This window comes from Kribbella sp. NPDC000426, assembly GCF_040300265.1.
Classification (GTDB): Bacteria; Actinomycetota; Actinomycetes; order Propionibacteriales; family Kribbellaceae; genus Kribbella.
This window is the reverse complement of record NZ_JBEPDK010000006.1, coordinates 216,312-239,194: the sequence shown is the minus strand read 5'-3', so window position 1 is coordinate 239,194 and position 22,883 is coordinate 216,312. Positions and strand designations below refer to the sequence as shown.

Below are 22,883 nucleotides of genomic sequence, written 5' to 3'. Positions count from 1 at the left end.
ACGTCATCCGCCGGGCCGTTCGTCATCCCCGGCGGTTGAGGTCGTACCAGCCGACGTGGTTGACGACCGCGAGGACGAGCCACAGCCCGATCGCGAGGAACGGCGCGCCGGTCCAGCCGATGTCGGTGCCCTCGTCCCCACCCGGCTTCAGCAGCACGATCACGACCGTGTCCACGAGCCCGGCGTACGCACAGGCGAAGGCGGCGATGGTCGCCGGCGCGGCCAGCGCGACCAGGCACACCACGAGGTACAGGATGAACAGCCAGTTGGCGGCGCTGCCGAGAATCCGGGCCTCGCGCATCATGCCGAACCCGCTGTGCAGCTGCAGGTAGCCGCGGCTGTACTCGCGGATCAGCCAGGTCGGCGTCAACGTGATCAGCACCCCGAGCGCGGTCGCGTACCCGAGCAGTTGGTACCGCAGCTGACGGAAGCGGTCCTGCTCGTGCCGCGACGGCAGCGGAGCCTTCAGGACGTTCAGGTCGGCCCCGGCAGCCTGGTCGCCTGGCTCGCTCACTGCGATGATCTCCTTCGCTCCAGCGGTCGTTTCACAGGATCTTTTCAGGTCTGAGGGTCGGACCGGCGGTCGCTGCCGGACAGGCAGGTTGGGTAGGGTCTGGCGGCATGAGCAGCTTCCCGGACGACGTCGAGGCCTACTACGCCGAGCTCGCCGTACGCCGCGGCTGGTCGGCGCAGACCACCGCCGCGATCCGCTCCACCGTCGAGCTGATCCGGGACCTGGACCGCGGCACGGCCCCGCGGACGTACGGCGCGGTGGTCGACGACCACGGGACCGACTGGCTGTACGAGGCGGTGTGGCACGAGCGTGAGTGGGTCGTGATCCGCCAGCTCGGCTCCGGTGAGGACGGCGAGGTCACGCGGTACTGGTGGCAGCGGCTCGAGGACGACGAGGGCATGCTCACCGACCGGGCGCTCGACCGCGAGGAGTGGGGATTGCGGCCTTTGTCACGCGAAGACTTCTATACCGCGTGGGACGACCCGGGCTGGTCCCTGACGGCATGAACTGACCGCATGAACTGGCGGCCTGAACTCCAGTACCCGCCGGAGTACTGAATGTTCGTGATGCGAGACAGTTACGTCATCGTTCGGACATTGTGTGGCAGACTGCAAAACGTCATGAAGAACTACCAGGGCATTATTACCTAGGCGCGCTCGCCAAGCTGTACCCGAGCGCGCAGACCTCTCGCACCTTGCGGGAGGTTTTTTGTTTGCCCAACCCCTCCTTCTCGGAAGGCCGACCCCCATGAGCATCTCGGACGATTTCCACGTCTACGACACGACTCTTCGCGATGGCGCGCAGCAGGAGGGGCTGGCGCTGTCCGTGGCCGACAAGATCGTGATCGCGCAGTACCTGGACGAGCTGGGGGTCGGCTTCATCGAGGGCGGGTGGCCGGGTGCGGTGCCCAAGGACACCGAGTTCTTCGAGCGCGCCAAGACCGAGCTGCACCTGAAGCACGCGACGTTCGCGGCCTTCGGCGCGACCCGCAAGCCCGACACCGCGGCCGCCGACGACCCGCAGGTCGCCGCGCTGCGCGAGTCCGGCGCCGGCGTCGTCACACTCGTTGCCAAGAGCCACGATGCGCACGTCGAGCGGGCACTGCGGACGACGCTCGACGAGAACCTGCGGATGGTCGCCGACACCGTCAGGCATCTTCGCGAGCACGGTCAGCGGGTCTTCCTCGACACCGAGCACTTCTTCGACGGGTACCGCGCCAACCGCGCGTACGCACTGGAAGTGGTCCGGGTAGCCGTCGAGGCCGGGGCGGACGTGGTCGCGCTCTGCGACACCAACGGCGGGACCCTGCCGCGGGAGTTGCAGGACGTCGTACGCGATGTCCTGGATTCGACCGGGGCCCGGCTCGGCATCCACTGTCACAACGACGCCGGCTGCGCGGTGGCGAACTCGATCGCCGCCGTCGAGGCCGGCGTCACGCACGTCCAGGGCACGATCAACGGGTACGGCGAGCGCACCGGTAACGCCGACCTGCTGGCGATCGTCGCGAACCTCGAGCTGAAGCGTCAGCACGAACTGCTGCCGCCGGGGAACCTGGCCGAGTCGTTCCGGATCGCGCACGCGATCGCCGAAGTCACGAACGTGCCGCCGTCGACCCGGCAGCCGTACGTGGGCCTGTCCGCGTTCGCCCACAAGGCGGGCCTGCATGCCAGCGCGATCAAGGTGGACCCGGATCTCTACCAGCACACGGATCCGGCGCTGGTCGGCAACGACATGCGGATGCTGGTGTCGGAGATGGCCGGCCGGGCGAGTGTCGAGCTGAAGGGCCGCGAGCTCGGGTTCGACCTCGGTAACGACCGCGACGTGGTCAGCCGGGTCACCGAACGGGTGAAGGAGATGGAGTCGCGCGGCTACACGTTCGAGGCCGCGGACGCGTCGTTCTCGCTGCTGCTGACCGAAGAGGTGACCGGGAAGCGGGCGTCGTTCTTCGACGTCGAGTCGTGGCGGGTGATCACCGAGTCGCGGGCCGACGGCGAGGCGGTGTCGGAGTCGACGGTGAAGCTGGTCGCGGGCGGCGAGCGGGAGATCGTCACCGGCGAGGGCAACGGTCCGGTGAACGCGCTGGATCATGCGCTGCGGACCGCGATCGAGCGCGCGTACCCGGTGGTGAACAAGTTCGAGCTGGTCGACTACAAGGTCCGCATCCTCGACTCGGGACACGGCACGGATGCCGTTATCAGAGTTCTGATCGAGACCGCGGACGGCGAGGGCTCGTGGGTGACGGTCGGGGTCGGGCACAACATCGTCGAGGCCTCCTGGGAGGCGCTGGTCGACGGTGTCACTTTCGGTCTGCTGCGCCACAAGGAGGTCGCGCGATGAGCCTGCTTGCCGTTGAGCGTACGACGACGGTGTTCACTGCCGAGGTGGTCGAGACGGGCGGGATGCTCGCGCGGATCGCCGTACTGCTGAATCCGTACGACGTCCGTGAGCTCGAGCTGTCGCTGGACCGGGGCGAGCTGCGGATCGTTGTAGAGGGCAACGGGTTTGACGCCGGCCGGGTCGCGGCGCGACTCGAGAAGGTGATCGGGGTGCTCGAGGTCGCGATCAGCTGACCTGGGTGCCGGCCAGGTAGACCGCATCCACGGTCAGGTCGGGCGAGAGCAGGACCAGGTCGGCGACGTTGCCAACGGCAAGCGTCCCGCGGTCCTGCCAGCCGTAGTGGCGGGCTGCGTTGCTCGCCACCAGCTGGACGGCCTGGGGGAGTGGTACGCCGAGGACGCGTACGGCAGTTGCCAGCGCGTCGGCGAGGAAGTGGACCGAGCCGGCCAGCGTGTCCGTGCCGCGCAGGGTGGCGACGCGGTCGTGGACGTGGACGTGACGGTCGGCGAACGAGTACTCGCCGTCGCCGAGCCCGGTCGCCGCCATCGCGTCGGTGACGAGGATCGAGCGGTCGAGTCCCGCCGTACGGGTCGCGACGGTCAGCGCCTCCGGTGACAGGTGGATGCCGTCGGCAATCAGTTCACACGCGACACGGTCGTCCGTCAGGGCTACCCCGACCGGTCCGGGTTGACGGTGGGTCATCGCGGGCATCGCGTTGAACAGGTGGGTCGCCGTACGCGCGCCCGCGTCGAAAGCGCGCCGCGTCCAGGTCCCGTCATCGTCGGTATGCCCGACGGCAAACGTGATCTCACCCCCGTGCCGCTCGATCAGCTCGATCGCCCCCGGCAACTCAGGCGCAATCGTCATAGCCATCGCGAGCCCGCCGGCAGCTGCGATCAGTTCCTCGAACACTCCCTCATCAGGCCTGAGCAACGCATCCGCCGTCTGAGCCCCGCGCCGCCGCTCCGACAGAAACGGCCCCTCGAAGTGAATCCCGCGGATGTTGGGCGCTCCCGCCGCAACAATCGCTTCCGCAGCCCGAACCATCCGATCCAGCCGCATGGTCGCCACCGAAGCCACCAGGCTGGTCGTCCCATGCTCCAGATGACTACGTGCGGCCCGAAGCACATCATCCGGCTCACCCGAGTAAAGCGCCGCTCCACCACCCCCATGACAATGCGTATCCACAAACCCCGGCACCACCCACCGCCCCCCAACATCAACCCCCGCCGGACCGGCGGGGGTTTCTGGTGGTGTGCCGGGGCCTAGGGCGACTATGCGGCCGTGCTCGACCCGGAGCCAGCCGTGGACCGGCTCTGGTGTGCAGAGGTGTGCGTTGACGAAGGTGGTCACGGGGCGAGTAGGTGGGCGGCGGCTGCTTGCGCGCAGACTCGGGCGCTGCCGAAGGTTTGGAGCCAGCCGGCGAAGCCGGAGTAGTCGACGCCGGGGAGGCCCATGTCGACGACGATCATGTCGGGATGCTGGGTCTGCAGTTCGCCGATCAGTTTCTCCTGCCAGTCGAAGCGATGCGCGCCACGGACCAGCAGGATCACCTGGCTGTCGGCGCCGTACTGCGAGCGGAACTCGCCCACCCCGGCCCGCGCCATCCCCGGCCCGTTGTACGTCTGCCCCGACAACCCGATGCTCTCGACAACCTTCCCGGCGTCGCGCAGCAACTCCTCCACACCCCACCCCGACGACCCGGCAGCAGGCGAGTGCGTCGGCTCCAGCCGGATGATCAGTACGGCGTCACTCCGCACCCGCGGATCCCCGTGCGTCACGACAACCTGCTCGGCCAACCGCGACCCCAGCTCGTTGTCCCGCTCCGCCACATCCGCCTTGGCCCGCGTCCCGAGTCGAGCCAGCCGCTCGTTCGCACTCTCCAGCCGCTCCAACGGCAACCGTCCACTCTCGACCGCCTCGACCAGAGCAGCGGCTGCCACATCCACGTCGTCCAGGAACGCCCACGATCCCAGACACAGCGCGTCGGCCCCGGCCTCGATCGCCCGTACGGCGGCCTCCGGCAGCGGCGCCACGTCCGCGATCCCGTACATCTCGAGCGCGTCGGTGATCACCACCCCGTCGTACCCGAGCTCCCCGCGCAGGATGTCGGTCAGCAGCACCTTGCTGATCGTCGCCGGCACGTCGTCCACCTGCGGCACGAGGTCGTGCGACACCATGATGCTGTCGACGCCGGCCTCGATCGCCGCCCGGAACGGATCGAGGTAGCTCGCCAGCAACTCCTCCCGCGAAACGTCGACGAGCGGTGTCGCAAGGTGAGCATCGGTGCCGCTGAGACCGTGCCCGGGGTAATGCTTGGCGCACGCACTCACCCCAGCCGCCTGCAACCCCTCGACCCAAGCAGCCGTATGCCGGCTGACGAGCGAACGGTCCGCGCCGAAGCAGCGAATCCCGTTCGGGCTGAGCGGATTGACGGCCGTGTCGACCGCCGGCGCGAGATCCCAGTCGATACCGGCCTCGACCAGCGAAAGCCCGATCTGGTACGCCGCCTGCCGCGTCAGCTCGACGTCGTTCAGCTCACCGAGCGCGCGGTTGCCGGGCATCGAGAAGCCGCCGAGGCTCGCCAGCCGGCTGACGTCGCCGCCCTCCTCGTCGATCGAGAGCAGCACGTGGTCGCGCAGGCCGTGCAGCTGCGCCGCCAAGTCCTGGAACTGCGGCCCGTCGACGATGTCCTTGCCGAAGATCACGAAGCCGCCGAGGCCGGCCTCGATCCGGGCCGGGACCCAGTTCGGCACCGTCGGCCGGCCGAGCGCCGGGAACAACACACCGTGCGCCAGGCGATTGAGCTCTGCGTTCACTAAGTCCTCCAGGAGAGATGTCAGCCTTTGACCGCGCCGGCCGTCATCCCGCCGACCAGCCGGCGCTGGATCAGCAGGAAGACGATCAGCACCGGGAGCGAGAAGATCGCCGACGCCGCGATCGTGGCGCCGTTGTCGATACCGTCGGAGGTCTGGAAGGAGACCAGCCAGACCGGCAGCGTGTAGTTGTGCTGGGATTTCAGGAACACGTAGGCGAACAGGTAGTCGTCCCACGCGCTGATGAAGGCGAAGATCGAGGTGGCGACGATGCCCGGCGCGAGCAGCGGGAGCTGGATGTGCCAGAACGCGCCGAACCGGCCGCAGCCGTCGACCATCGCGGCCTCTTCGAGTTCGAGCGGGATCCCGGCGACGAACCCGCGCAAGGTCCAGATCGTGAACGGCAGGACGAACGTCATGTAGGTGACGATCAGTCCGGGGACGAAGTCGATCGCGCCGACCGATCGCAGCATCAGGTACAGCGGGATCACCATCGCCGAGCCGGGCACCATCTGCACCAGCACCAGCCCGACGAGGAACGCCCGCCGGCCGACGAACCGGAACCGCGCCAGCGCGATCGAGGCGCCCAGGGCAACGACCAACGCGATCAGCACGGTCGACACCGAGACCAGCAGCGAGTTGCGGACGTAGTGCAGGAACGGCCCGTGCGTGAGCGCCGTACGGAAGTTGTCGAGGCTCAACGGCCACGGGACGAACTCGGGTGTCGCCGAGAGGATCTTGCCCGGCTGCTTCAGCGCGGTCGCGAACATCCAGTAGACGGGGAAGATCACCACCAGCGAGACCAGTACGGCGATCGTGTTCGGGACCGCGCGCTTCCTCCTCATGCGATCACCTCGTCCTGCGCGAACAGGCGGCGTACGTACAGGACGGACAGAACGGCGAGCAGCAGCACCGTGATGATCGCGATCGCCGCGCCGCCGCTGTAGTCGTTGCGGGTGAACGCCTCGAGGTACGAGTAGACGCCGAGCGTCGTCGTACCGCCGTCGGGACCGCCTTGTGTCAGCACCCAGATCGGCGTGAACGAGTTGACCGACCAGATCACTTCGAGCAGAACGAGTACGGCGAGAACCGGCGCGAGGATCGGCATCGTGACGTGCCGCGCCACGTTCCACCGCCCGGCGCCGTCCAGCGCGGCCGCTTCGTACAGATCACCCGGGATCTGGCCCATCGCGGCGTACAGCGTGAGCGCCACGAACGGCAGGCCCTTCCAGACGATCAGCGCGATGATCAGGAACAACGCCTGACTCGGCGACGAGAACCAGTCGTGGGCCGAGAAGTCCCCGAACACCTTGAGCTGCGTGATCACCCAGTTCAGAACGCCGTACTGCGGCTCGAACAACCACCGCCAGATCATCGTGGCCGACACCATCGGCATCGCCCAGACCAGCACCAGGCAGACCGACAGCATCACCCGCGCCCACGCCGACACCTGCATCAGCAGCGATGCCAGCAGGAAGCCGATCACCATCAGGCTGCTCACGCAGGCGACGCTGACGATCAGGGTGCGCAGCAGCGTGAACCAGAAGTCGCTGTCGCCGAGCACCCGGGTGAAGTTGTCCAGCCCGACGAACGGCGCCTCGCCGGTGAACAGCGACCGCGGCCCGAAGTCCTGCAGCGACAGCCAGATCAGCCGCACGATCGGATAGCCGAGCACGGCCGCGAACGCGACCAGTGCCGGCCCGATCAAGCCGTACGGCGTGAACCGCGCAAGCCGGTTCCCGCGCACCGCCTGATCGGTGCGCGGCGGCGTGACCGGTGTTGTGTCCGGTGTTGTGCCCGGGGCCTGGGTGAGCGAGGTCATCGGCCGTCAGCGCTGTCCGGACTGGGCGTTGAAGGCCTCGGTCGCGTGTTTGTCGTAGTCCTTCGCGGCGCCGGCGATATCCGCGCCCTTGGCGATCTTCGAGAAGAACTGCTCGTTGTAGCTCTCGGTCTCCAGCGTCGCCTCGCCCGGCGTGGACGGCAGCGCCTGGCTGACAGTGGCTGCCTGCGCGCCGAGCTTCAGCACCTCGGGAACGTTGCCCGTCGGCAGGAACGCGGCCACGACGGGGAGCTGGTGGATGGTCCGGGTCATCGTCTGCTGGAACGCCTTGCCGGTGATGATCTTCAGCCAGTCGACGGCCATGTCCTTGTTCGGGCTGTTCTGGGCGATACCGATCGTCGAGCCGGCCACGATCACCGGCAGCGGCTTGCCCGCCTCGTAGCCGGGCATGATGAAGTACCCGGCGTCCGCCGCGGCCTTGGCGTTCTTCTCGGCGACCGCGCCCGGTTCCCACGCCTTGACGTAGATCATCGCCGCCTTCTGGTCGGCGAAGATCTGGTCCTGGTCGGGGCTGTCGGTGTTGGCACCGATCGATGACGGGGTCGAGCAGCCGTTCTGGAACTTCTTCCACTCGGCCAGGCCGGCCTGGTTCTCCGGGCTGCTCATCTGCGCGGTCCACTTGTTGTCCGTGCTGGTGGCGATGGTTCCGCCCTTGCCGAACAGGAACGGCATCCCGGCGAACCAGTACTGGCCGGGCATGTAGAACGCGGAGAAGTTCGGCGTCGCCGTGTGCGCCTTGGCGAGCTTCCCGCAGTCCGCGATCAGGTCGTCGACGGTGGCCGGCGGCTTGGCGATGCCCGCGGCGGCGAACATCTTCTTGCTGTACATGACGACCTTGGTCCCGCCGTACAGGGGAGTGGCGTAGAGCTTGTCCTGGTACGTCGACGGTCCGGCCAGGCCGGCCAGCCACTGGTCGGACGACTCGAACTCACCCTTCTTGTCGGTGAGCTCGGCCAGTGCGCCGGAGGCGGTCAGCATCGGGGTCTGGGTGTTGCCCATCTCGACGATGTCGGGCGGGTTGTCGGAGGCGAGCGCCGTGGTCAGCTTCGTGACGATGTTGTCCCACTGCTGGACCTCGACGGTCACCTTCACGTCGGGGTGCTTCTGGTTGAACTGCTTGGTGACGTCGCCGATGATCTTGTTGTCACCGGGACCGCCGGTCATCATCCAGACCGTCAGTTTGTTCGTGGGCGCGGCCTTGTTGCCCGGGCCGGAACCGCCGCAGGCGGCCAGGCTGAGCGACAGCGATGCGAGCAGAGCCAAGGTCTTCCAGGGCTTCATGCCAGTTCCCCTTATCTCATGGGAGCGGTAGATGGGTCGACAGCGCAGCCGTCCAGCTGAGCCGCGACCCCGGGGGTGGACGTCGTGATCGAGGCGACCTGGTCGCGGGCCACGCCGATCGAGCTGTAATAGCCGCTGAGCGCGGCGGCCATGGCGCCGAGCAGACCGCCGTTGTCGCCGAGGGCGGAGCGTTGCAGGTTGCTGCGGACGCCGACGGTCTCGAAGGTCGATTCGGCGGCGGACTTCAGCACGGTGTCGCTGAACGCGCCGGAGAATCCGCCGGTGAAGACCACTGTGGTGGGCTCGTAGGCGAGCGCGACGATAGAGACCAGGTGCAGCAGCGCCTCGTGGATGTCGTCGAGGAGCGCGCCGAACCGCTTCGGATCGGCGAACACTTCGTCCGCCGAGTCCAGTTGATGCCCGGCCGCCGCGGCCAGCGCGAGCAGGCCGGCGCCGGAGAGCAGATCGCGGAGACGCTCCGGTCGGCCGGGCAGACGGAGCCGGCCGAACTCGCCGAGCAGTCCCTCGGGTCCGGCGAGCACTTGCCGGTTGACCGCGACCGCCGAGCCGAGGCCGGTGCCGAGGCTGAGCAGGACCACGGTCTCGTCCTGCGGTGAGGCGCCGTAGTGCAGCTCACCGAGCAGGGCGAGGTTCGAGTCGTTGTCGAGGATCGTCGGCACGCCGAGCTCGGCGCGGAGCGCGTCGGCGAACGTCGTCCCGAGGATCTGCGGGAGGTTGACCGAGCCGACCACCCGGTCCTTGCTGGAGGCAACCACACCGGGCAGCCCGATCGCCACGGACGTGAGCGGTACGCCGTCGCCGTACCGCTCGACCAGGTCGCGGACCCGGGTGGCGATCCAGCGGGCGAGCTGCGGCGCGTCGAGGGTGCGCGGGGTCCGGTCCCGGCACCGGACGACCGCCGAACCGATGCCGTCGGCAACCACCATCCGGCAGTTGCTGCCGCCGAGGTCGATCCCGCAGACCAGGCCGGCCCGCGGGTTGAACCCGAGCGCGGTGGCCTGGCGGCCGCGGCCCTCGCGGACGATCTTGCGTTGCTCGAGCACCAGGCCGTCGCCGAGCAGGTCGTCCACGATCCGGGCGACGGTCGCCCAGCTCAGGCCGGTCCGCTCGACCAGCTGTTTGCGGTCGCTCTCGGGTCCGGACAGGAGGGCGGCGATGACCGCACCGCGGTTCGCGGGACGGGTGCCGCCTCGTACCAGCTTCGTCATTTATTCTCACGGTGAATAGAATTAGCTGAGTTGCATACAATAGCCACGCCATCAGGCCATGTCCAGGGATTCCGAGATGGACAGCCGAAACTGATCAGCCTAGGCTGTCTATATGGTTGCGGCGTCGGCGGTTCAGGCAGCGAGTCAGGTCCGGGTGGTCATCGGGCGGGTCACCCGCCGGCTGCGGGAGGTGGCGGACCGGCACGATCTGACGCCGTCGCAGGCGGTCGTGATCAGCCGTCTGGACAAGGACGGCCCGGCCTCGGCGAGCGACCTGGCCACCGCCGAGCGGGTCCGCCCGCAGTCGATGGCGAAGATCCTCGGCGCGCTCCGCGAGGCGGACCTGATCGAGCGCCACCCCGACCCGGACGACGGCCGCCGTCAGGTGGTCTCGCTGACCACCGCCGGCCGGCATCTGATCCACGGAGACCGTAAGGCCCGCCAGGAGTGGCTCGCCGACGCCCTCGACCAGCACTGCACCGAGGCCGAACGGCGGACCATCCTCGAGGCGCTCACCCTTCTCGACAAGGCGATCGAAGCGGCGACGACCCGTTGAGCAGCCCTGAACGCTTCGACCGGCGGCTGATCACGCCGCTGCTGCTCGGCTCGACTCTGAACCCGATCAACTCCTCGATGCTGGCGGTCGCGCTGGTGCCGATCGGGACCGCCTTCGGGGTGCCGCCGTCGCAGACGGCCTGGCTGATCACCGGGTTGTACCTGGCGACCGCCGTCGGCCAGCCCGTGCTCGGGTGGCTGGTCGACATCTTCGGCCCGCGCACCCTCTTCCTGCTGGGCGCCGCGCTGGTCGGCGCCGCCGGCCTGCTGGCGGCGTTCGCCCCGACGCTGGGCGTCCTCGTGGTGGCGCGGATCCTGCTCGGGATCGGTACGTCGGCGGCGTATCCCGCGGCGATGTCCGTCGTCCGCAGCGAGGCCGATCGGACCGGGACGGAGACCCCGGCAGGTGTCCTCAGCGGGCTCTCGCTGTCGCGGCAGGTGATTGCGGTGATCGGTCCGACCCTCGGGGGATTGCTGATCGGGATCGGCGGCTGGCACCTGATCTTCACGATCAACGTGCCGCTGGCGTTGATCTGCATCGTTCTCGGGGTGCTCTGGCTGCCCCGCAGCAGCCGTACCCGCGGCGCCGGCGGGCTGGACTATCCCGGCATCGCGCTGTTCACCGGCACGCTGGTCGCGTCGATGCTGTTCCTGATGGCGCCGCAGGTGTCGCGGTGGTACCTGCCGGTCCTGGCGGTGCTGCTCGGTGCGGCGTTCGTCGTCGTGGAGTTGCGCGTTCTGGAGCCGTTCATCGACCTGCGGATCCTGGCCGGCAGCCGGGCGCTGATCGCGACGTACACCCGTCAGGTGCTCGCCTTCATCGGTGCGTACTCGTTCCTCTACGGCTTCACGCAGTGGCTCGAAGAGGGCCGCGGCCTGAGCGCGTCACACGCCGGTCTACTCCTGCTGCCGTTGTCGCTGGCGGCGGTGCTGGTCACGCTCGTGACCGGCCGGAGCGCCCGGATCCGCGGCAAGCTGGTTGCTGGCAGCATCTTGTTGCTGGTGGCCGCAGGCGCTCAGCTCCTGGTCGGCCGCAGTACGCCGATCTGGATGCTCGCCGGGCTCGGTGTCATCGCCGGGCTGCCGCAGGGCCTCAACGGACTGGCCAACCAGACCGCGCTGTACCAGCAGGCCGACCCCGCGCGCATCGGCGCGTCCGCCGGGCTGCTGAGCACCTGCGTGTACGTCGGCGCGCTGATCTCCGCGGCCGCGCAGGCCCGGTTCTTCCGGCACGGCGCGACCACGGCCGGCCTGCACCAATTGGCGGTCTTCCTGCTGGTCGTCGCCGGGCTGCACCTCGTGGTCACCCTCTGGAAACTTCCTCGATAATTTGGTTAGGAAGGTTTACTAATAGTCGGTGGACCGGGTAGCTTGCTGTCTCCGCCCCCGTCCCAGGAGACAGCCATGCTCCGACTGCACCGCCCCCTGTTTCTGATCCTGACCATGACCCTCGTCGCGGCCTCCGCTGTACTCGTCGCGGCACGTCCCAGCCAGGCCGCACCCACCGCCTTCCAGCATCCCGGTGTCCTTGTCGACAAGGCGCAGCTCGACTTCGCCCGGCAGCAGGTCCTCGCCGGAGCCCAGCCGCAGAAGGCGGCGTACGACGCGATGAAGGCCAGCTCGTACGCCGCGTTGTCGTACACCCCGAAGCCGCGTGCGATCGTCGAATGCGGCTCGAGCTCCAACCCGAACAACGGGTGTTCGGACGAGCGTGACGACGCGCTCGCGGCGTACACGCACGCCTTGCTCTGGTACATCACCCGCGACGACCGGTACGCCAAGAAGGCGATCCAGATCATGGATGCGTGGTCCGCCGTACTGAAGGACCACACCAACTCCAACGCGCCGTTACAGACCGGCTGGTCGGGCGCCTCGTTCTCACGCGCCGGCGAACTGATCAAGCACACGAACGGCGGCCAGTGGGCCCAGCGCGGGCGGTTCGAGAAGATGCTCCGCGACGTCTACCTGCCCGAAGTACGCAATGGCGCCGGCTGCAAGAACGGCAACTGGGAGCTGATCATGACCGACGCCGCGATCGGCATCGCGGTGTTCCTCGACGACCACGCGGCATTTGACAAGGCGTTGAGCATTTGGCGCGGTCGGCTGCCCGGCTACGTCTACGAGACGACCGACGGCGCGTACCCGAAGGCGCCGTCGACCTGCTCCTCGAAGGACACCCGGGACGAGATCATCGACTACTGGCAAGGCCAGTCGACCTTCACGAACGGCCTCGCCCAGGAGACCTGCCGCGACTTCGGCCACACCGGCTGGGGCCTCACCGCTGCGACGCACGTCGCCGAGACCGCCTACCACCAGGGCGTCAACCTGTACGCCGAAGCGGGCAAGCGGCTGACCGACGGCTACTACTTCCACACCCGCCTGGAGAACGGCGCAGCGGTCCCGTCGAACCTCTGCGGCGGCACGGTGAAGAAGGGGCTCGGCGCGGTCACCGAGGTGGTCTACAACCACTACCACAACCGCCTCGGCCAGCAGATGCCGACAACCCTCGCCTACACCGAGGCCAAACGTCCGGCCGGCGCGAACTACTTCTTCGCCTGGGAAACCCTGACCCACGCCAACAACCGGCGTTGACCGATCTCCCCGGATCACTGGTTGCCGACGAGGTCGCGCGGATAGCATCGCGAGCATCCGAGTCCGAGGAGGGGGACTTATGTCGCTGACCGACCGCGAACAGTCGGAGATCGAGCAGGCCAACACGTCCGGCAAACAACCCGTGGCGTTCATCCACGGGTTGTGGCTGCTGTCGAGCAGTTGGGACCGGTGGCGCCGGCTGTTCGAGGAGAACGGGTACAGCACGATCGCGCCCGGTTGGCCGGACGACCCGGAGACCGTGGCGGAGGCGCGGGAGCACCCCGAGGTGTTCGCGCACAAGATGGTGCAGGCAGTCACGGACCACTACCTCGAAGCGATCCGCGGACTGGACCGCAAGCCGGCCGTTGTCGGGCACTCGTTCGGCGGGCTGATCGCGCAGAAGATCGCGGGGGAGGGCGCGGCCGCGGTGACCGTGGCGATCGATCCGGCGCCGGGGCGTGGCGTGCTGCCGCTGCCGGCGTCGGCGTTGAAGGCGGGCTCGCCGGTGCTGGGCAACCCGGCGAACGCGCGGCGCGCGGTCACGTTGACATTCGACGAGTTCAAGTACGGCTGGGCGAACAACCTCGACGAGGACGAGGCCCGGCAGCTGTACGACGAGTTCCACGTGGCGGCGTCCGGCGTACCGATCTTCCAGGCGGCGGTCGCGAACCTCAACCCGTTCAGCGAGACCAAGGTCGAGTACAAGGCGGAGGACCGCGGGCCGATCCTGCTGGTGTCGGGCGAGAAGGACCACACGGTTCCGCACGCGATCACGCACGCGGCGTACAAGCAGCACACGAAGAACGCGGGTGTCACCGAGTTCGTCGAGATCCCCGGGCGCGGGCACTCGCTGGTGATCGACCACGGGTGGGAAGAGGTGGCTCGGACGGCGCTCGACTTCATCGGCAAACACGGTCCGGCGTGACCGCACGGCCCGGCTGCTGAAGGAAGGCCCGCGGGGCGGCGAGTAGCTCCGCGGGCCTCCCGATCCGGGGTGATCCGGTGCCAGTTCCAGCTCAGTTCCAGCTCAGTCCGAGCTCAGTCCCAGCTGAGTCCGGTGGAGGACTGGTACTCGATCACTCGGGTCTCGAAGAAGTTCTTCTCCTTCTTCAGATCCATCACCTCTGACATCCAGCCGAAGGGGTTCCGCGTTTCACCGAAGATCGGATCGATACCAATCTGTTCTGCACGGCGGTCGGTGATGAAGTGCATGTACTGCTCGCACAGCTCCGCCGTGAGACCGAGCATCCCGTTCGGCATCGTGGCCCGGCCGTAGGCGACCTCGAGCTCACACGCCTCGGTCAGCATCTGGCGGACCTCGGCCTGGAACGCGGCCGTCCACAGGTGCGGGTTCTCCTGTTTGATCTGGTTGATGCAGTCGATGCCGAAGTTCAGGTGGATCGACTCGTCGCGCAGGATGTACTGGTACTGCTCGGCGATGCCGACCATCTTGTTCCGCCGGCCGAGCGACAGGATCTGCGCGAACCCGGTGTAGAACCACATCCCCTCGAACACCACGTAGAACGCGATCAGGTCGCGCAGGAACGCGGTGTCGGCCTCGGGTGTGCCGGTGCGGAAGTCCGGGTCCTCGAGGTGCTGGGTGTACTTGAGCGCCCACGCGTCCTTGTCGGAGATCGACGGCACCTCGCGGTACATGTTGAACAGCTCACCCTCGTCGAGCCCGAGCGACGTGCAGATGTACTGGAAGGTGTGCGTGTGCACGGCCTCCTCGAACGCCTGGCGCAGCAGGTACTGCCGGCATTCGGGGTTGCTGAGCTGGCGGTAGACGGCGAGGACGATGTTGTTCGCGACCAGGGACTCGGCGGTGGCGAAGAAGCCGAGGTTGCGCTTGAGCATCAGCCGCTCGTCGTCCGTGAGGCCGTCCTTGGCGCCAGGTGGACGCCGCCACAGGGAGATGTCCGCCTGCATGGACACCTCGGTCGGCATCCAGTGGTTGTTGCAGGCGGCAAGGTACTTCTCCCAGGCCCACGTGTACTTCAGCGGCAGCAGCTGGTTGACGTCGGCCCGTGAGTTGATCATCGCCTTGTCGGCGACCTCGACTCGTGCTGCTCCAACGGAAATGGTGCTCACTGGCAGGCCTCGCAGTCGGGGTCTTCGATGGAACAGACAGCTCCGGTCGGTTCTGGGATCGCTACTGGTACTCCTACTGGTACTGCGTTGAGTCGGCCGTCGGTTCCCTTCAACGTCGACTTCTCCACGTGGGTTGCCGACTGGGAACGCAGGTAATAAGTCGTCTTGAGTCCATAGCGCCACGCTGACCGGTAAAGCTCGTCCAGCGCGCGCCCGGACGGCTGGGCCATGTAGAGGTTCAGCGACTGCGCCTGGTCGATCCACTTCTGCCGGCGCGACGCCGCCTTCACCAGCCACATCGGGTCGATCTCGAACGCCGTCGCGTACAGCTCACGCAGGTCGGCCGGGACACGCTCGATGCCGGTAAGTACGCCGTCGTGGTACTTCAGGTCCGACACCATCACCTGGTCCCACAGCCCGCGTGCCTTCAGGTCGGCGACCAGGTACGGGTTGGCGACCGTGAACTCACCGGACATGTTCGACTTCACGAACAGGTTGCTGTACGTCGGCTCGATCGACTGGCTCACGCCGCAGATGTTCGAGATCGTCGCGGTCGGCGCGATCGCCATGACGTTCGAGTTCCGCATGCCGTCGCGCAGCACCTTCGCACGCAGCGCGTCCCAGTCCAGCCGCTCACTCTCGTCGACGACCACGTCACCGCCGCGGGCCGACGTCAGCAGCTCGAGCGAGTCGATCGGCAGGACCCCCTTGCTCCACAGCGATCCGTCGTACGTCGAGTACCGCCCGCGCTCGGCGGCGAGGTCGCTCGACGCCTCGATTGCGTGATAGCTGATCTGCTCCATCGAGCTGTCCGCGAACTCGACCGCGGCGTCCGACGAGTACGGGATCCGCAGCGCGAACAGTGCGTCCGCGAACCCCATCAGCCCGAGGCCGACCGGACGGTGACGCTGATTGGCGCGCTCCGACTCCGGGGTCGTGTAGAAGTTCACGTCGATCACGTTGTCGAGCATCCGGACCGCGGTCTTCACCGTGTCCCTGAGCAGGTCGGCATCCAGACCGTCTTCGGTCAGGTGCGCGACGAGGTTGACCGAGCCCAGGTTGCAGACCGCGGTCTCGTTGACCGTGGTGTTGAGGGTGATCTCGGTGCACAGGTTCGACGAGTGCACGACGCCGTCGTGCTGCTGCGGCGAACGCAGGTTGCAGGCGTCCTTGAACGTGATCCACGGGTGCCCGGTCTCGAACAACACCGTCAGCATCCGCCGCCACAGGTCGACCGCCTTGACCCGCTTGAACACCCGGATCTCACCACGATCCGCCGCCGCCTCGTACGAGACATACGCCTCCGCGAACGCCGCGCCGTACAGGTCGTGCAGGTCAGTCACCTCGTTGGGCGAGAACAACGTCCACTCACCCCCGGCCTCGACCCGCTGCAGGAACAGATCCGGCACCCAGTTCGCCGTGTTCATGTCATGCGTCCGCCGCCGCTCGTCCCCGGTGTTCTTCCGAAGCTCGAGAAACTCCTCGACATCGATATGCCAGCTCTCCAGATACGCACAGACCGCCCCTTTGCGACGGCCACCCTGATTCACAGCTACTGCCGTGTCGTTCGCGACCTTCAGGAAGGGGACGACGCCCTGGGATTCGCCGTTGGTGCCTCGGATCTTGGCGCCGATGCCGCGGACGGGGGTCCAATCGTTGCCGAGGCCGCCGGAGTACTTGGCGAGGAGGGCGTTGTTGCGGATGCCGGTGAAGATGCCGGCCAGGTCGTCCTCGACCGTGGTCAGGAAGCAGGACGAGAGCTGCGGGCGGGTCGTGCCGGAATTGAACAGCGTCGGCGTCGACGACATGAAGCGGAACGAGCTGAGCAACTCGTAGAACTGGATCGCCCGCGCCTCGCGGTCGTCCTCGCGCAGCGCCATCCCCATCGCGACCCGCAGGAAGAAGGCCTGCGGCAGCTCGTAGCGAATCTTGTCGAGGTGCAGAAGATACCGGTCGTACAGCGTCTGCAGGCTGAGGAACGTGAAGTCCAGATCGGCCTCGGGTCTGATGGCCGCGGCGAGCCGCTCGAGGTCGAAGGTGCCGAGCTCGGGGTCGAGCTGGCCGGCCTCGATCCCGGTCCGGATGTACTGCGGGAAGTACGTCGCGTAGGCGGGCGCCATCTCGGCCTGGCTGGCCTGCCGCGGCTCGCCATGGACCCGCCCCAGCGCCTCACGCCGGATCTGGTCCAGCAGCAGCCGGGACGCGGTGAAGCTGTACTGCGGCTCGGTCTCGACGAAGCCGCGTGCGGCCATCACCAGCGCGAGCTCGACCTCGTGCTGGGCGATGCCGTCGTAGCAGGCGCCGAGGGTTTCGTTGAGGATCAGCTCGGGATCGACCGCGTCGAGCCCGGCCGCCGCCTCCGCGACGATCACCCGCAGCCGGTCGACGTCGAGCGGGGACCGGCTGCCGTCGGCCGCGCGGACGGTCAGCGCCGGCTTCTCGGTGACGCCGGCAGCGTCGGCAGGCGTGCGCGCCTTGGTCCGCTCCTCGCGGTACAGCACGTACGCGCGGGCGACCTGGTGCTCGCCGGCGCGCATCAGCGCCAGCTCGACCTGGTCCTGGATGTCCTCGACCTGCACGCTGCGGCGAGAATCACCGCGGCTGGTCAGGGCTCCGACGACCCGGCCGGTCAGGTCGGTGACCAGGTCGCGGACGCGGTGGGTGGCGCCGGCGTCGGCGCCCTCGACGGCAAGGAAGGCCTTCGTCACGGCGACGGAGATCTTGGTGGCGTCGAACGGCGTGCTGCTGCCGTCGCGACGGATGACGGTGAGCTCGATCGGCTGGTCGACCGCGATCCCTGAGGACGGAGACGCGGCCGCAGCCGTTGAGGAAGCCGTTGAGGAAGCAAAAGTCACAGGTGTGCTCTCCACAAGAGTTCGGAAGCCCGCGGCGAGGCGGACAGGCGCACGACGGGACCGGCAGCACCGGCCCGGAACATGGCCAGGGTCTCTGCCGTCACGCCCTGCGACCCACCCGCGAGGTCTCGGACCGCATGCACCGGCGGTGCACGCGCCGGTGGCAGGTATCCGGACTCGCGGACGCCTCTCGACAGCACGTCCGCTCACCGTTGCGGGGCAGCTCCGGATTCGCACCGGATTCCCCTGTTGCCTCGAAGTAGCCCACATCTTGTGGTGCCGACCACTCCGAACCACCAGCAGTAGTGATGCTAGGCGGAGAGATCTAGATCTTGTGGTAGCGCCACGCCGCGTGTCGCACATGTTGTGGTCCCCGATCTCACGCCGCCACCGCGTAGAGGTCCTGGAGCGTCATGATCTCCGAGCCGTGGTGGATCAGCTCGCGATTCAGCCGCAGGACGACGTGACCGAACGGCTCGCCGGCATCCAGCTCGTTGGCCTGGCTGAGGCCGACGGTCATCACCTCGTCCTCGTCGAGTTCGGCGATCGCGTCGCGCCAGGCCTCGACCCAGTACGTCAGCCAGGCGACCGCGTCTCGTGCATTGCCGTGCAGGTTGATGTCGGCCCGGCCTTGCTGGCTCGCGCCGAACGTCCACTCCCAGCGCTCGAAGAAGGTCTCGGTGAGGTGGGCGATCAGCCAGGCGATCGTGCGGGGACCGCGATGGTCCGGCTCGTCCGGCCACTGTGCCACCCATTCGCCGGATCCGAGGGATCGGAAATGACCGGCGTAATGACGCCGAACGACGGTCAGCGCCTCGCTGCTCGGCCGCCAGAAGTACTGCTCGTCGGTCAGCTGTGCGAGTCGCCCGGACAGCACCATCCAGCTGAAGCCGAGCTGGCCGCGCACCATGGCCATCGCCGATGGCTTGTGCAGGATGTCCCAGTCGAACGCCTCCGACATCACTTCTCCCCTGTACGATCGAACATGTGTTCGAATTCTTGCTCGCCGGGGAGACGAAAGTCAATTCACCGGTGTGTCGGTTCTGGCCTCGAGGGAACGGGTCTGCTAGGTGGCTCGATCCGGGTGTCGGCGGCCGGGCTGGCGAAGCGGCGTTCGAGCAGCGTGAAGGCGTCGATCAGCTCGGGCGCCTCGTAGACGCGGTTGCGCCGGCCGTCGGTCACCTCACGCAGGATCCGCGCCTCGACCAGCCGGGCGAGCCCCTGGTTGGCGGCCTGCTGCGAGCGGTCGATGAGTTGCGCCGCGGCGGCGAGCGTCAGGACGGGCGCGGCGGGCAGAGCCTCGATCAGCAGCTCGGTCGCGGAGCCGGCCCGGACGGGCGCCGCACGTTCCCGCCAGGCGGCCTTGAGATCGACGGCGGTCTGCTCGAAACGCGCCGCCTCGGCGGTCGCGAGCGTGCAGGCCGTCGCAAACATCCGCAGCCACGGATTCGCGGCGGCGCGCGCCTTCGGGGTCGTCGCGCGGCCGACGTACCGGAAGGCGGTCAGGGCGTCGACGTACTCCGTTGCGTGCGTGGCGAGCGAGAGCGAGACGGGCGGCACCGTCCGTGTGACCAGGCCTTCGGCGCGCAGGATCAGGTGGATCAGCGCGCGCCCGGTCCGGCCGTTGCCGTCGGCAAACGGGTGGATGGTCTCGAACTGGGCGTGCGCGATCGCGGCCTTCGCCAGCACGGGCAGCCGCGACTCGCGGACGAACGTGACCAGGTCGTCGAGCAGGTCCGGGATCAGCTGCGCCGGCGGCGGGACGTAGTACGCCTCGGCGGGGGAGCGCCCGCCGATCCAGTTCTGCAGGTAGCGGATCTCGCCGCCGTACTCCGAGTGCGGCGACTGCGCCATCAGCCGGCGATGCGCCTCGAGCAGATGCTCGACCTCGAGCTTGTCACCGGCCTGCACGGACTCGGTCACCCACGTCATCGCATCGACCGCGCCAAGCACTTCCTCGGCCGTCACGTCGCGCGTCCGCTCCCGCAGTACGTCGGCCTTCAGCAGGCGCCGCGCTCCGACGACGAGCCCTTCGATGTGCGACGACCCGACGGCCTCGGCCCGCAGCAGCAGCCGAGCAAGCGCCTCGCTGTTCGTCAGCACGGCCGCGGTCGCGTCGAGCCGCGCCAGATCGCCCGCGGCATCCTCGAGCACCGCGAGCACGTCGTCGCTCAGATCGAACTCACGCCCGACCAGCGGATCCGGGAAGTACAGCTCGTACGACCCGCCGAGCCGCTCCGCCCGGGTGAACCCGTCGGGGTGCCCGGGCCACCGATGTAACTCCACCCGTGCCATGTCCTTATTCAACCTTATCCACAAACCTTGAACAAGACTGTGGATGGGAGCGTGCCAACTGTGGACCCACCTGTGGACCTGCCTGTGGGCAGACTGCTGGTTGTGACTCTCGACGCGCAGACGCTGGAGATGGTGGCCGCCAACGAAGCCGACTGGGACGCCCGGGCGCCGCTGCACGCGGCGAGCGACTTCTACGACCGGCCCGCGGAGTTCTGGTTCGCCGACTACGAGTGGGAGGACCTCGGGCCGCTTGGGGACCGCGACGTACTGCATCTGCAATGTCACCTGGGCACCGAGACGATCGCATTCGCACGCCGGGGTGCGCGGACCAGCGGGCTCGACCTGTCCAACGAGTCCCTGGACGCCGCGAGGCGGATCGCGGCCGGGGCCGGCGTCGAGGTCGACTACGTACATGCGAACGTGTACGACGCGGTCGAGGCCGTCGACAACCGGCAGTTCGACATCGTCTACACCGGCAAGGGCGCGCTGTGTTACCTGCCTGATCTGAACGAATGGGCCGCAGTGGTCCGCGATCTCCTCAAGCCTGGTGGTGCTGTCTACATCGTCGAGTTCCACCCGTTGCTGAACTCACTCCGAGAGGTCTCCCTCCCCGGCGAATCCGACGAGTTGGTCCTGCGCGCCGACTACCTCGAAGGCCGCGGCCCCATCGCCCACGACTCCACCGTCACCTACACCGGCGACGAGGTCCCCGGCCGCCAGACCAGCTACGAATGGCGCCACGGCCTCGGCGAAATCACGACTGCGCTCGCAGGCGCCGGCTTCCACCTCGCGAGCCTGCGGGAGTCCGAAGTACTCCCATGGCCGCGCTGGTCGACGATGGAGCAGACCCCCGAAGGCTGGTGGCGCCTGCCCGACAACGCCCCGCGCATCCCACTCCTGTTCGCCCTGAAGGCGACCAGGGTCAGTGCTTCTTAGGGCCGCGGAAGGCGACGTAGATCAGAGCCACTCCGAAGGCGGCGACGATGGGGCCGATCGTTGCCCAGACCGTGCTGCCGGTCATCGAGCTGCCCTTGACGTAGCCGAGGCCCTGCAGGGTCCAGACGCCGCCGATCGCGATCAGGAGTGCGGCGATGGCAGTGGCGACGATCTTTCCCATGGGGCGAGGTTAGCCGAGGAGTGCGTCGCAAAGGGTCACGAGTTGGCGGCGGAGCGGGCGGGCGCGATCGGCGAAGGACCGCTGGGCTGCCGTGTACTCGGCCTTACCCTCGGGCGTCTCGATCCGGACCGGCGCGTAGCCGAGCGGGGCCAGGTCGTACGGCGACGCCTGCATGTCGAGCGTGCGGATGTCTCGGGCAAGCTCGAAACAGTCGAGCAGCAAAGAGCTCGGGGTGAAGGGCATGAGCTTGGAAGCCCACTTGTAGAGGTCCATGTTGGCGTGCAGACAACCGCCTTGCTCCAACGCCGGCTGGGACTCGCGCGTCGGCTGCAACACGTTGAGCGGCCGTGCGGGCGTCGTGAAGAAGCGGAACGCGTCGAAGTGCGAACAGGCGACTTTGTGCGACTCGACCACCTGATCGGTGCCCTCGGCCCCTAACCGCAGCGGCCAGGAGGCATGCCGTACGTCGGGAGTCCGGTAGACCATCGCCCATTCGTGCAGCCCGAAACACCCGAACTGCGGTTGCCGGTCGAGCGTCGACGCGAGCAGCCGCCGGATCCACGCGATGTTGTCCGCACGGCGCGAGATCTCCGCAGGATCGAGAGCCGCTACCCCGTCGACCACCACATACCCGCGGCGATCGCCGTACGACGCAGCGTCAAGCAGGCGCACGCCCGGGCCGGGGTGCCAGACGCGGAGCTGGTTCGGGCGAGTTGAGTAGTAGGTAAAGAGGAAGTCCTCAACAGGGTGGGCTTCGCGGCGCTGGCGGCGGTCAAGGTGCCCGGCTACCAAGCTGTCGACACGGTGGGCGTGCTGCGCGGCGTACGACGACCACTCGGCAAAGGGAAGTGTGGTGGTCATAGGTCGCGAACGAACGCGTACAGGTCGACGCCCGGGATCGGGGCCCAGTCGCGTTCGGGGAGACGGGTGAAGCCGAGGCGTTCGTAGATGCGGTGGGCCTTCGTCATGTACGTGGCGCTGCTCATGACCACCCGGCGGAGGCCCTGCTCGCGTGACCTCTCGATGCAGCGCTCGGTCAGCGCCGTGCCGATCCCTTGCCCGCGGGCCCTGCCGGCGACGCCGAGCATGCGGAACTCGCCCTCGTCGTCACGGCCGATCTCGCGGTAGACAGAGCCGACCGGGCAATAGGTCACCGTGCCCAGCAGTCCTTCGTCGTCCACCGAGACCCACAGCTCGGCCTTGGCGGCCCGGTCGGCGGCGGCGCGGAGCGTCATCGCGTACTCACCGCGAACGAATCCGTCGTACGAGTACGCCTCCACGGTCAGCTCACCGACAGCGTCGTACTCGGACGGCAGCGCAAGGCGGATAGTCACCACATAACTGTCTCATCTCATCGCGAC

General features: G+C 68.0%; 22 protein-coding genes and 1 riboswitch. Of the genes, 8 read left to right on the top strand and 14 right to left on the bottom strand.

Annotated features, from left to right (window positions below; translation table 11 throughout):
* Nucleotides 1–22: 22 nt before the first annotated feature.
* Nucleotides 23–514: a hypothetical protein gene (locus ABT313_RS29825; RefSeq protein ID WP_350860675.1), complete on the bottom strand. Its 492-nt coding sequence runs from the start codon at nucleotides 512–514 to the stop codon at nucleotides 23–25.
* 107 nt (nucleotides 515–621) lie between these two features.
* Between ABT313_RS29825 and ABT313_RS29820 the strand changes: the two genes are divergently transcribed.
* The 3 genes from ABT313_RS29820 (at nucleotide 622) to ABT313_RS29810 (ending at nucleotide 3,084) form a co-directional block, all read left to right on the top strand.
* Nucleotides 622–1,020 (top strand): hypothetical protein, encoded by a 399-nt coding sequence (locus ABT313_RS29820; protein WP_350860673.1) that lies wholly within the window; start codon nucleotides 622–624, stop codon nucleotides 1,018–1,020.
* Between the two features lie 241 nt (nucleotides 1,021–1,261).
* Entirely contained in the window at nucleotides 1,262–2,851 is a 1,590-nt protein-coding gene (gene cimA / locus ABT313_RS29815; RefSeq protein ID WP_350860671.1) for a citramalate synthase, read from the top strand.
* Complete coding sequence (locus ABT313_RS29810; RefSeq protein ID WP_350860669.1) at nucleotides 2,848–3,084, top strand: hypothetical protein; 237 nt, start codon at nucleotides 2,848–2,850, stop codon at nucleotides 3,082–3,084. Before cimA ends, ABT313_RS29810 begins: the two co-directional genes overlap by 4 nt.
* Here the strand turns inward: ABT313_RS29810 and nagA are convergent.
* Genes nagA through ABT313_RS29780 form a run of 6 tightly spaced genes read right to left on the bottom strand, consistent with a single transcriptional unit; the run spans nucleotide 3,077 to nucleotide 10,017 of the window.
* On the bottom strand, nucleotides 3,077–4,204 hold the full coding sequence (gene nagA / locus ABT313_RS29805; protein WP_350860667.1) for an N-acetylglucosamine-6-phosphate deacetylase: 1,128 nt from the start codon (nucleotides 4,202–4,204) through the stop codon (nucleotides 3,077–3,079). The genes ABT313_RS29810 and nagA overlap by 8 nt on opposite strands.
* Nucleotides 4,201–5,670: a glycoside hydrolase family 3 protein gene (locus tag ABT313_RS29800; RefSeq protein WP_350860665.1), complete on the bottom strand. Its 1,470-nt coding sequence runs from the start codon at nucleotides 5,668–5,670 to the stop codon at nucleotides 4,201–4,203. The genes nagA and ABT313_RS29800 overlap by 4 nt, the downstream gene beginning before the upstream one ends.
* A gap of 20 nt (nucleotides 5,671–5,690) precedes the next feature.
* Nucleotides 5,691–6,512: a carbohydrate ABC transporter permease gene (locus tag ABT313_RS29795; protein ID WP_350860663.1), complete on the bottom strand. Its 822-nt coding sequence runs from the start codon at nucleotides 6,510–6,512 to the stop codon at nucleotides 5,691–5,693.
* The gene (locus ABT313_RS29790; protein WP_350860661.1) at nucleotides 6,509–7,489 is read right to left on the bottom strand and encodes a carbohydrate ABC transporter permease; all 981 of its coding nucleotides are present in this window, start codon (nucleotides 7,487–7,489) and stop codon (nucleotides 6,509–6,511) included. The genes ABT313_RS29795 and ABT313_RS29790 overlap by 4 nt, the downstream gene beginning before the upstream one ends.
* Before the next feature lie 6 nt (nucleotides 7,490–7,495).
* Nucleotides 7,496–8,788 carry an extracellular solute-binding protein gene (locus ABT313_RS29785; protein ID WP_350860659.1) on the bottom strand — a complete coding sequence of 431 codons (1,293 nt, stop codon included), beginning with the start codon at nucleotides 8,786–8,788 and terminating at the stop codon, nucleotides 7,496–7,498.
* Nucleotides 8,789–8,799: 11 nt separating this feature from the next.
* Nucleotides 8,800–10,017 carry an ROK family transcriptional regulator gene (locus tag ABT313_RS29780; RefSeq protein ID WP_350860657.1) on the bottom strand — a complete coding sequence of 406 codons (1,218 nt, stop codon included), beginning with the start codon at nucleotides 10,015–10,017 and terminating at the stop codon, nucleotides 8,800–8,802.
* Nucleotides 10,018–10,129: 112 nt separating this feature from the next.
* On the opposite strand from ABT313_RS29780, the gene ABT313_RS29775 reads away from it, so the two are divergent.
* The 4 genes from ABT313_RS29775 (at nucleotide 10,130) to ABT313_RS29760 (ending at nucleotide 14,089) form a co-directional block, all read left to right on the top strand.
* Nucleotides 10,130–10,573, top strand: a complete 444-nt coding sequence (locus tag ABT313_RS29775; protein ID WP_350860655.1) for a MarR family winged helix-turn-helix transcriptional regulator — start codon at nucleotides 10,130–10,132, stop codon at nucleotides 10,571–10,573.
* Entirely contained in the window at nucleotides 10,570–11,901 is a 1,332-nt protein-coding gene (locus ABT313_RS29770) for an MFS transporter (RefSeq protein ID WP_350860653.1), read from the top strand. The genes ABT313_RS29775 and ABT313_RS29770 overlap by 4 nt, the downstream gene beginning before the upstream one ends.
* A gap of 75 nt (nucleotides 11,902–11,976) precedes the next feature.
* Nucleotides 11,977–13,164, top strand: a complete 1,188-nt coding sequence (locus ABT313_RS29765; protein WP_350860651.1) for an alginate lyase family protein — start codon at nucleotides 11,977–11,979, stop codon at nucleotides 13,162–13,164.
* A gap of 79 nt (nucleotides 13,165–13,243) precedes the next feature.
* Nucleotides 13,244–14,089 (top strand): alpha/beta hydrolase, encoded by an 846-nt coding sequence (locus ABT313_RS29760; protein ID WP_350860648.1) that lies wholly within the window; start codon nucleotides 13,244–13,246, stop codon nucleotides 14,087–14,089.
* Nucleotides 14,090–14,202: 113 nt separating this feature from the next.
* Here the strand turns inward: ABT313_RS29760 and ABT313_RS29755 are convergent, their stop codons facing one another.
* The 4 genes from ABT313_RS29755 to ABT313_RS29740 form a co-directional block, all read right to left on the bottom strand.
* Nucleotides 14,203–15,255: a ribonucleotide-diphosphate reductase subunit beta gene (locus ABT313_RS29755; RefSeq protein ID WP_502884034.1), complete on the bottom strand. Its 1,053-nt coding sequence runs from the start codon at nucleotides 15,253–15,255 to the stop codon at nucleotides 14,203–14,205.
* Nucleotides 15,252–18,110 (bottom strand): ribonucleoside-diphosphate reductase subunit alpha, encoded by a 2,859-nt coding sequence (locus tag ABT313_RS29750; protein ID WP_350860646.1) that lies wholly within the window; start codon nucleotides 18,108–18,110, stop codon nucleotides 15,252–15,254. Before ABT313_RS29750 ends, ABT313_RS29755 begins: the two co-directional genes overlap by 4 nt.
* A 145-nt stretch (nucleotides 18,111–18,255) precedes the next feature.
* A riboswitch (cobalamin riboswitch) is annotated at nucleotides 18,256–18,423 on the bottom strand.
* Nucleotides 18,424–18,489: 66 nt separating this feature from the next.
* Nucleotides 18,490–19,071 (bottom strand): DinB family protein, encoded by a 582-nt coding sequence (locus tag ABT313_RS29745; RefSeq protein ID WP_350860644.1) that lies wholly within the window; start codon nucleotides 19,069–19,071, stop codon nucleotides 18,490–18,492.
* Between the two features lie 65 nt (nucleotides 19,072–19,136).
* Nucleotides 19,137–20,405: a Fic family protein gene (locus ABT313_RS29740; RefSeq protein ID WP_350860642.1), complete on the bottom strand. Its 1,269-nt coding sequence runs from the start codon at nucleotides 20,403–20,405 to the stop codon at nucleotides 19,137–19,139.
* 102 nt (nucleotides 20,406–20,507) lie between these two features.
* Here ABT313_RS29740 and ABT313_RS29735 point away from each other — a divergent pair, with 102 nt between their 5' ends.
* Nucleotides 20,508–21,341: a class I SAM-dependent methyltransferase gene (locus ABT313_RS29735; RefSeq protein ID WP_350860640.1), complete on the top strand. Its 834-nt coding sequence runs from the start codon at nucleotides 20,508–20,510 to the stop codon at nucleotides 21,339–21,341.
* Here ABT313_RS29735 and ABT313_RS29730 read toward each other — a convergent pair.
* Genes ABT313_RS29730 through ABT313_RS29720 form a run of 3 tightly spaced genes read right to left on the bottom strand, consistent with a single transcriptional unit; the run spans nucleotide 21,328 to nucleotide 22,856 of the window.
* Nucleotides 21,328–21,522 (bottom strand): hypothetical protein, encoded by a 195-nt coding sequence (locus ABT313_RS29730; RefSeq protein ID WP_350860638.1) that lies wholly within the window; start codon nucleotides 21,520–21,522, stop codon nucleotides 21,328–21,330. The genes ABT313_RS29735 and ABT313_RS29730 overlap by 14 nt on opposite strands.
* A 9-nt stretch (nucleotides 21,523–21,531) precedes the next feature.
* Nucleotides 21,532–22,383, bottom strand: a complete 852-nt coding sequence (locus ABT313_RS29725) for a 3-methyladenine DNA glycosylase (protein ID WP_350860636.1) — start codon at nucleotides 22,381–22,383, stop codon at nucleotides 21,532–21,534.
* Nucleotides 22,380–22,856 carry a GNAT family N-acetyltransferase gene (locus tag ABT313_RS29720; protein ID WP_350860634.1) on the bottom strand — a complete coding sequence of 159 codons (477 nt, stop codon included), beginning with the start codon at nucleotides 22,854–22,856 and terminating at the stop codon, nucleotides 22,380–22,382. The genes ABT313_RS29725 and ABT313_RS29720 overlap by 4 nt, the downstream gene beginning before the upstream one ends.
* Nucleotides 22,857–22,883: the final 27 nt, after the last annotated feature.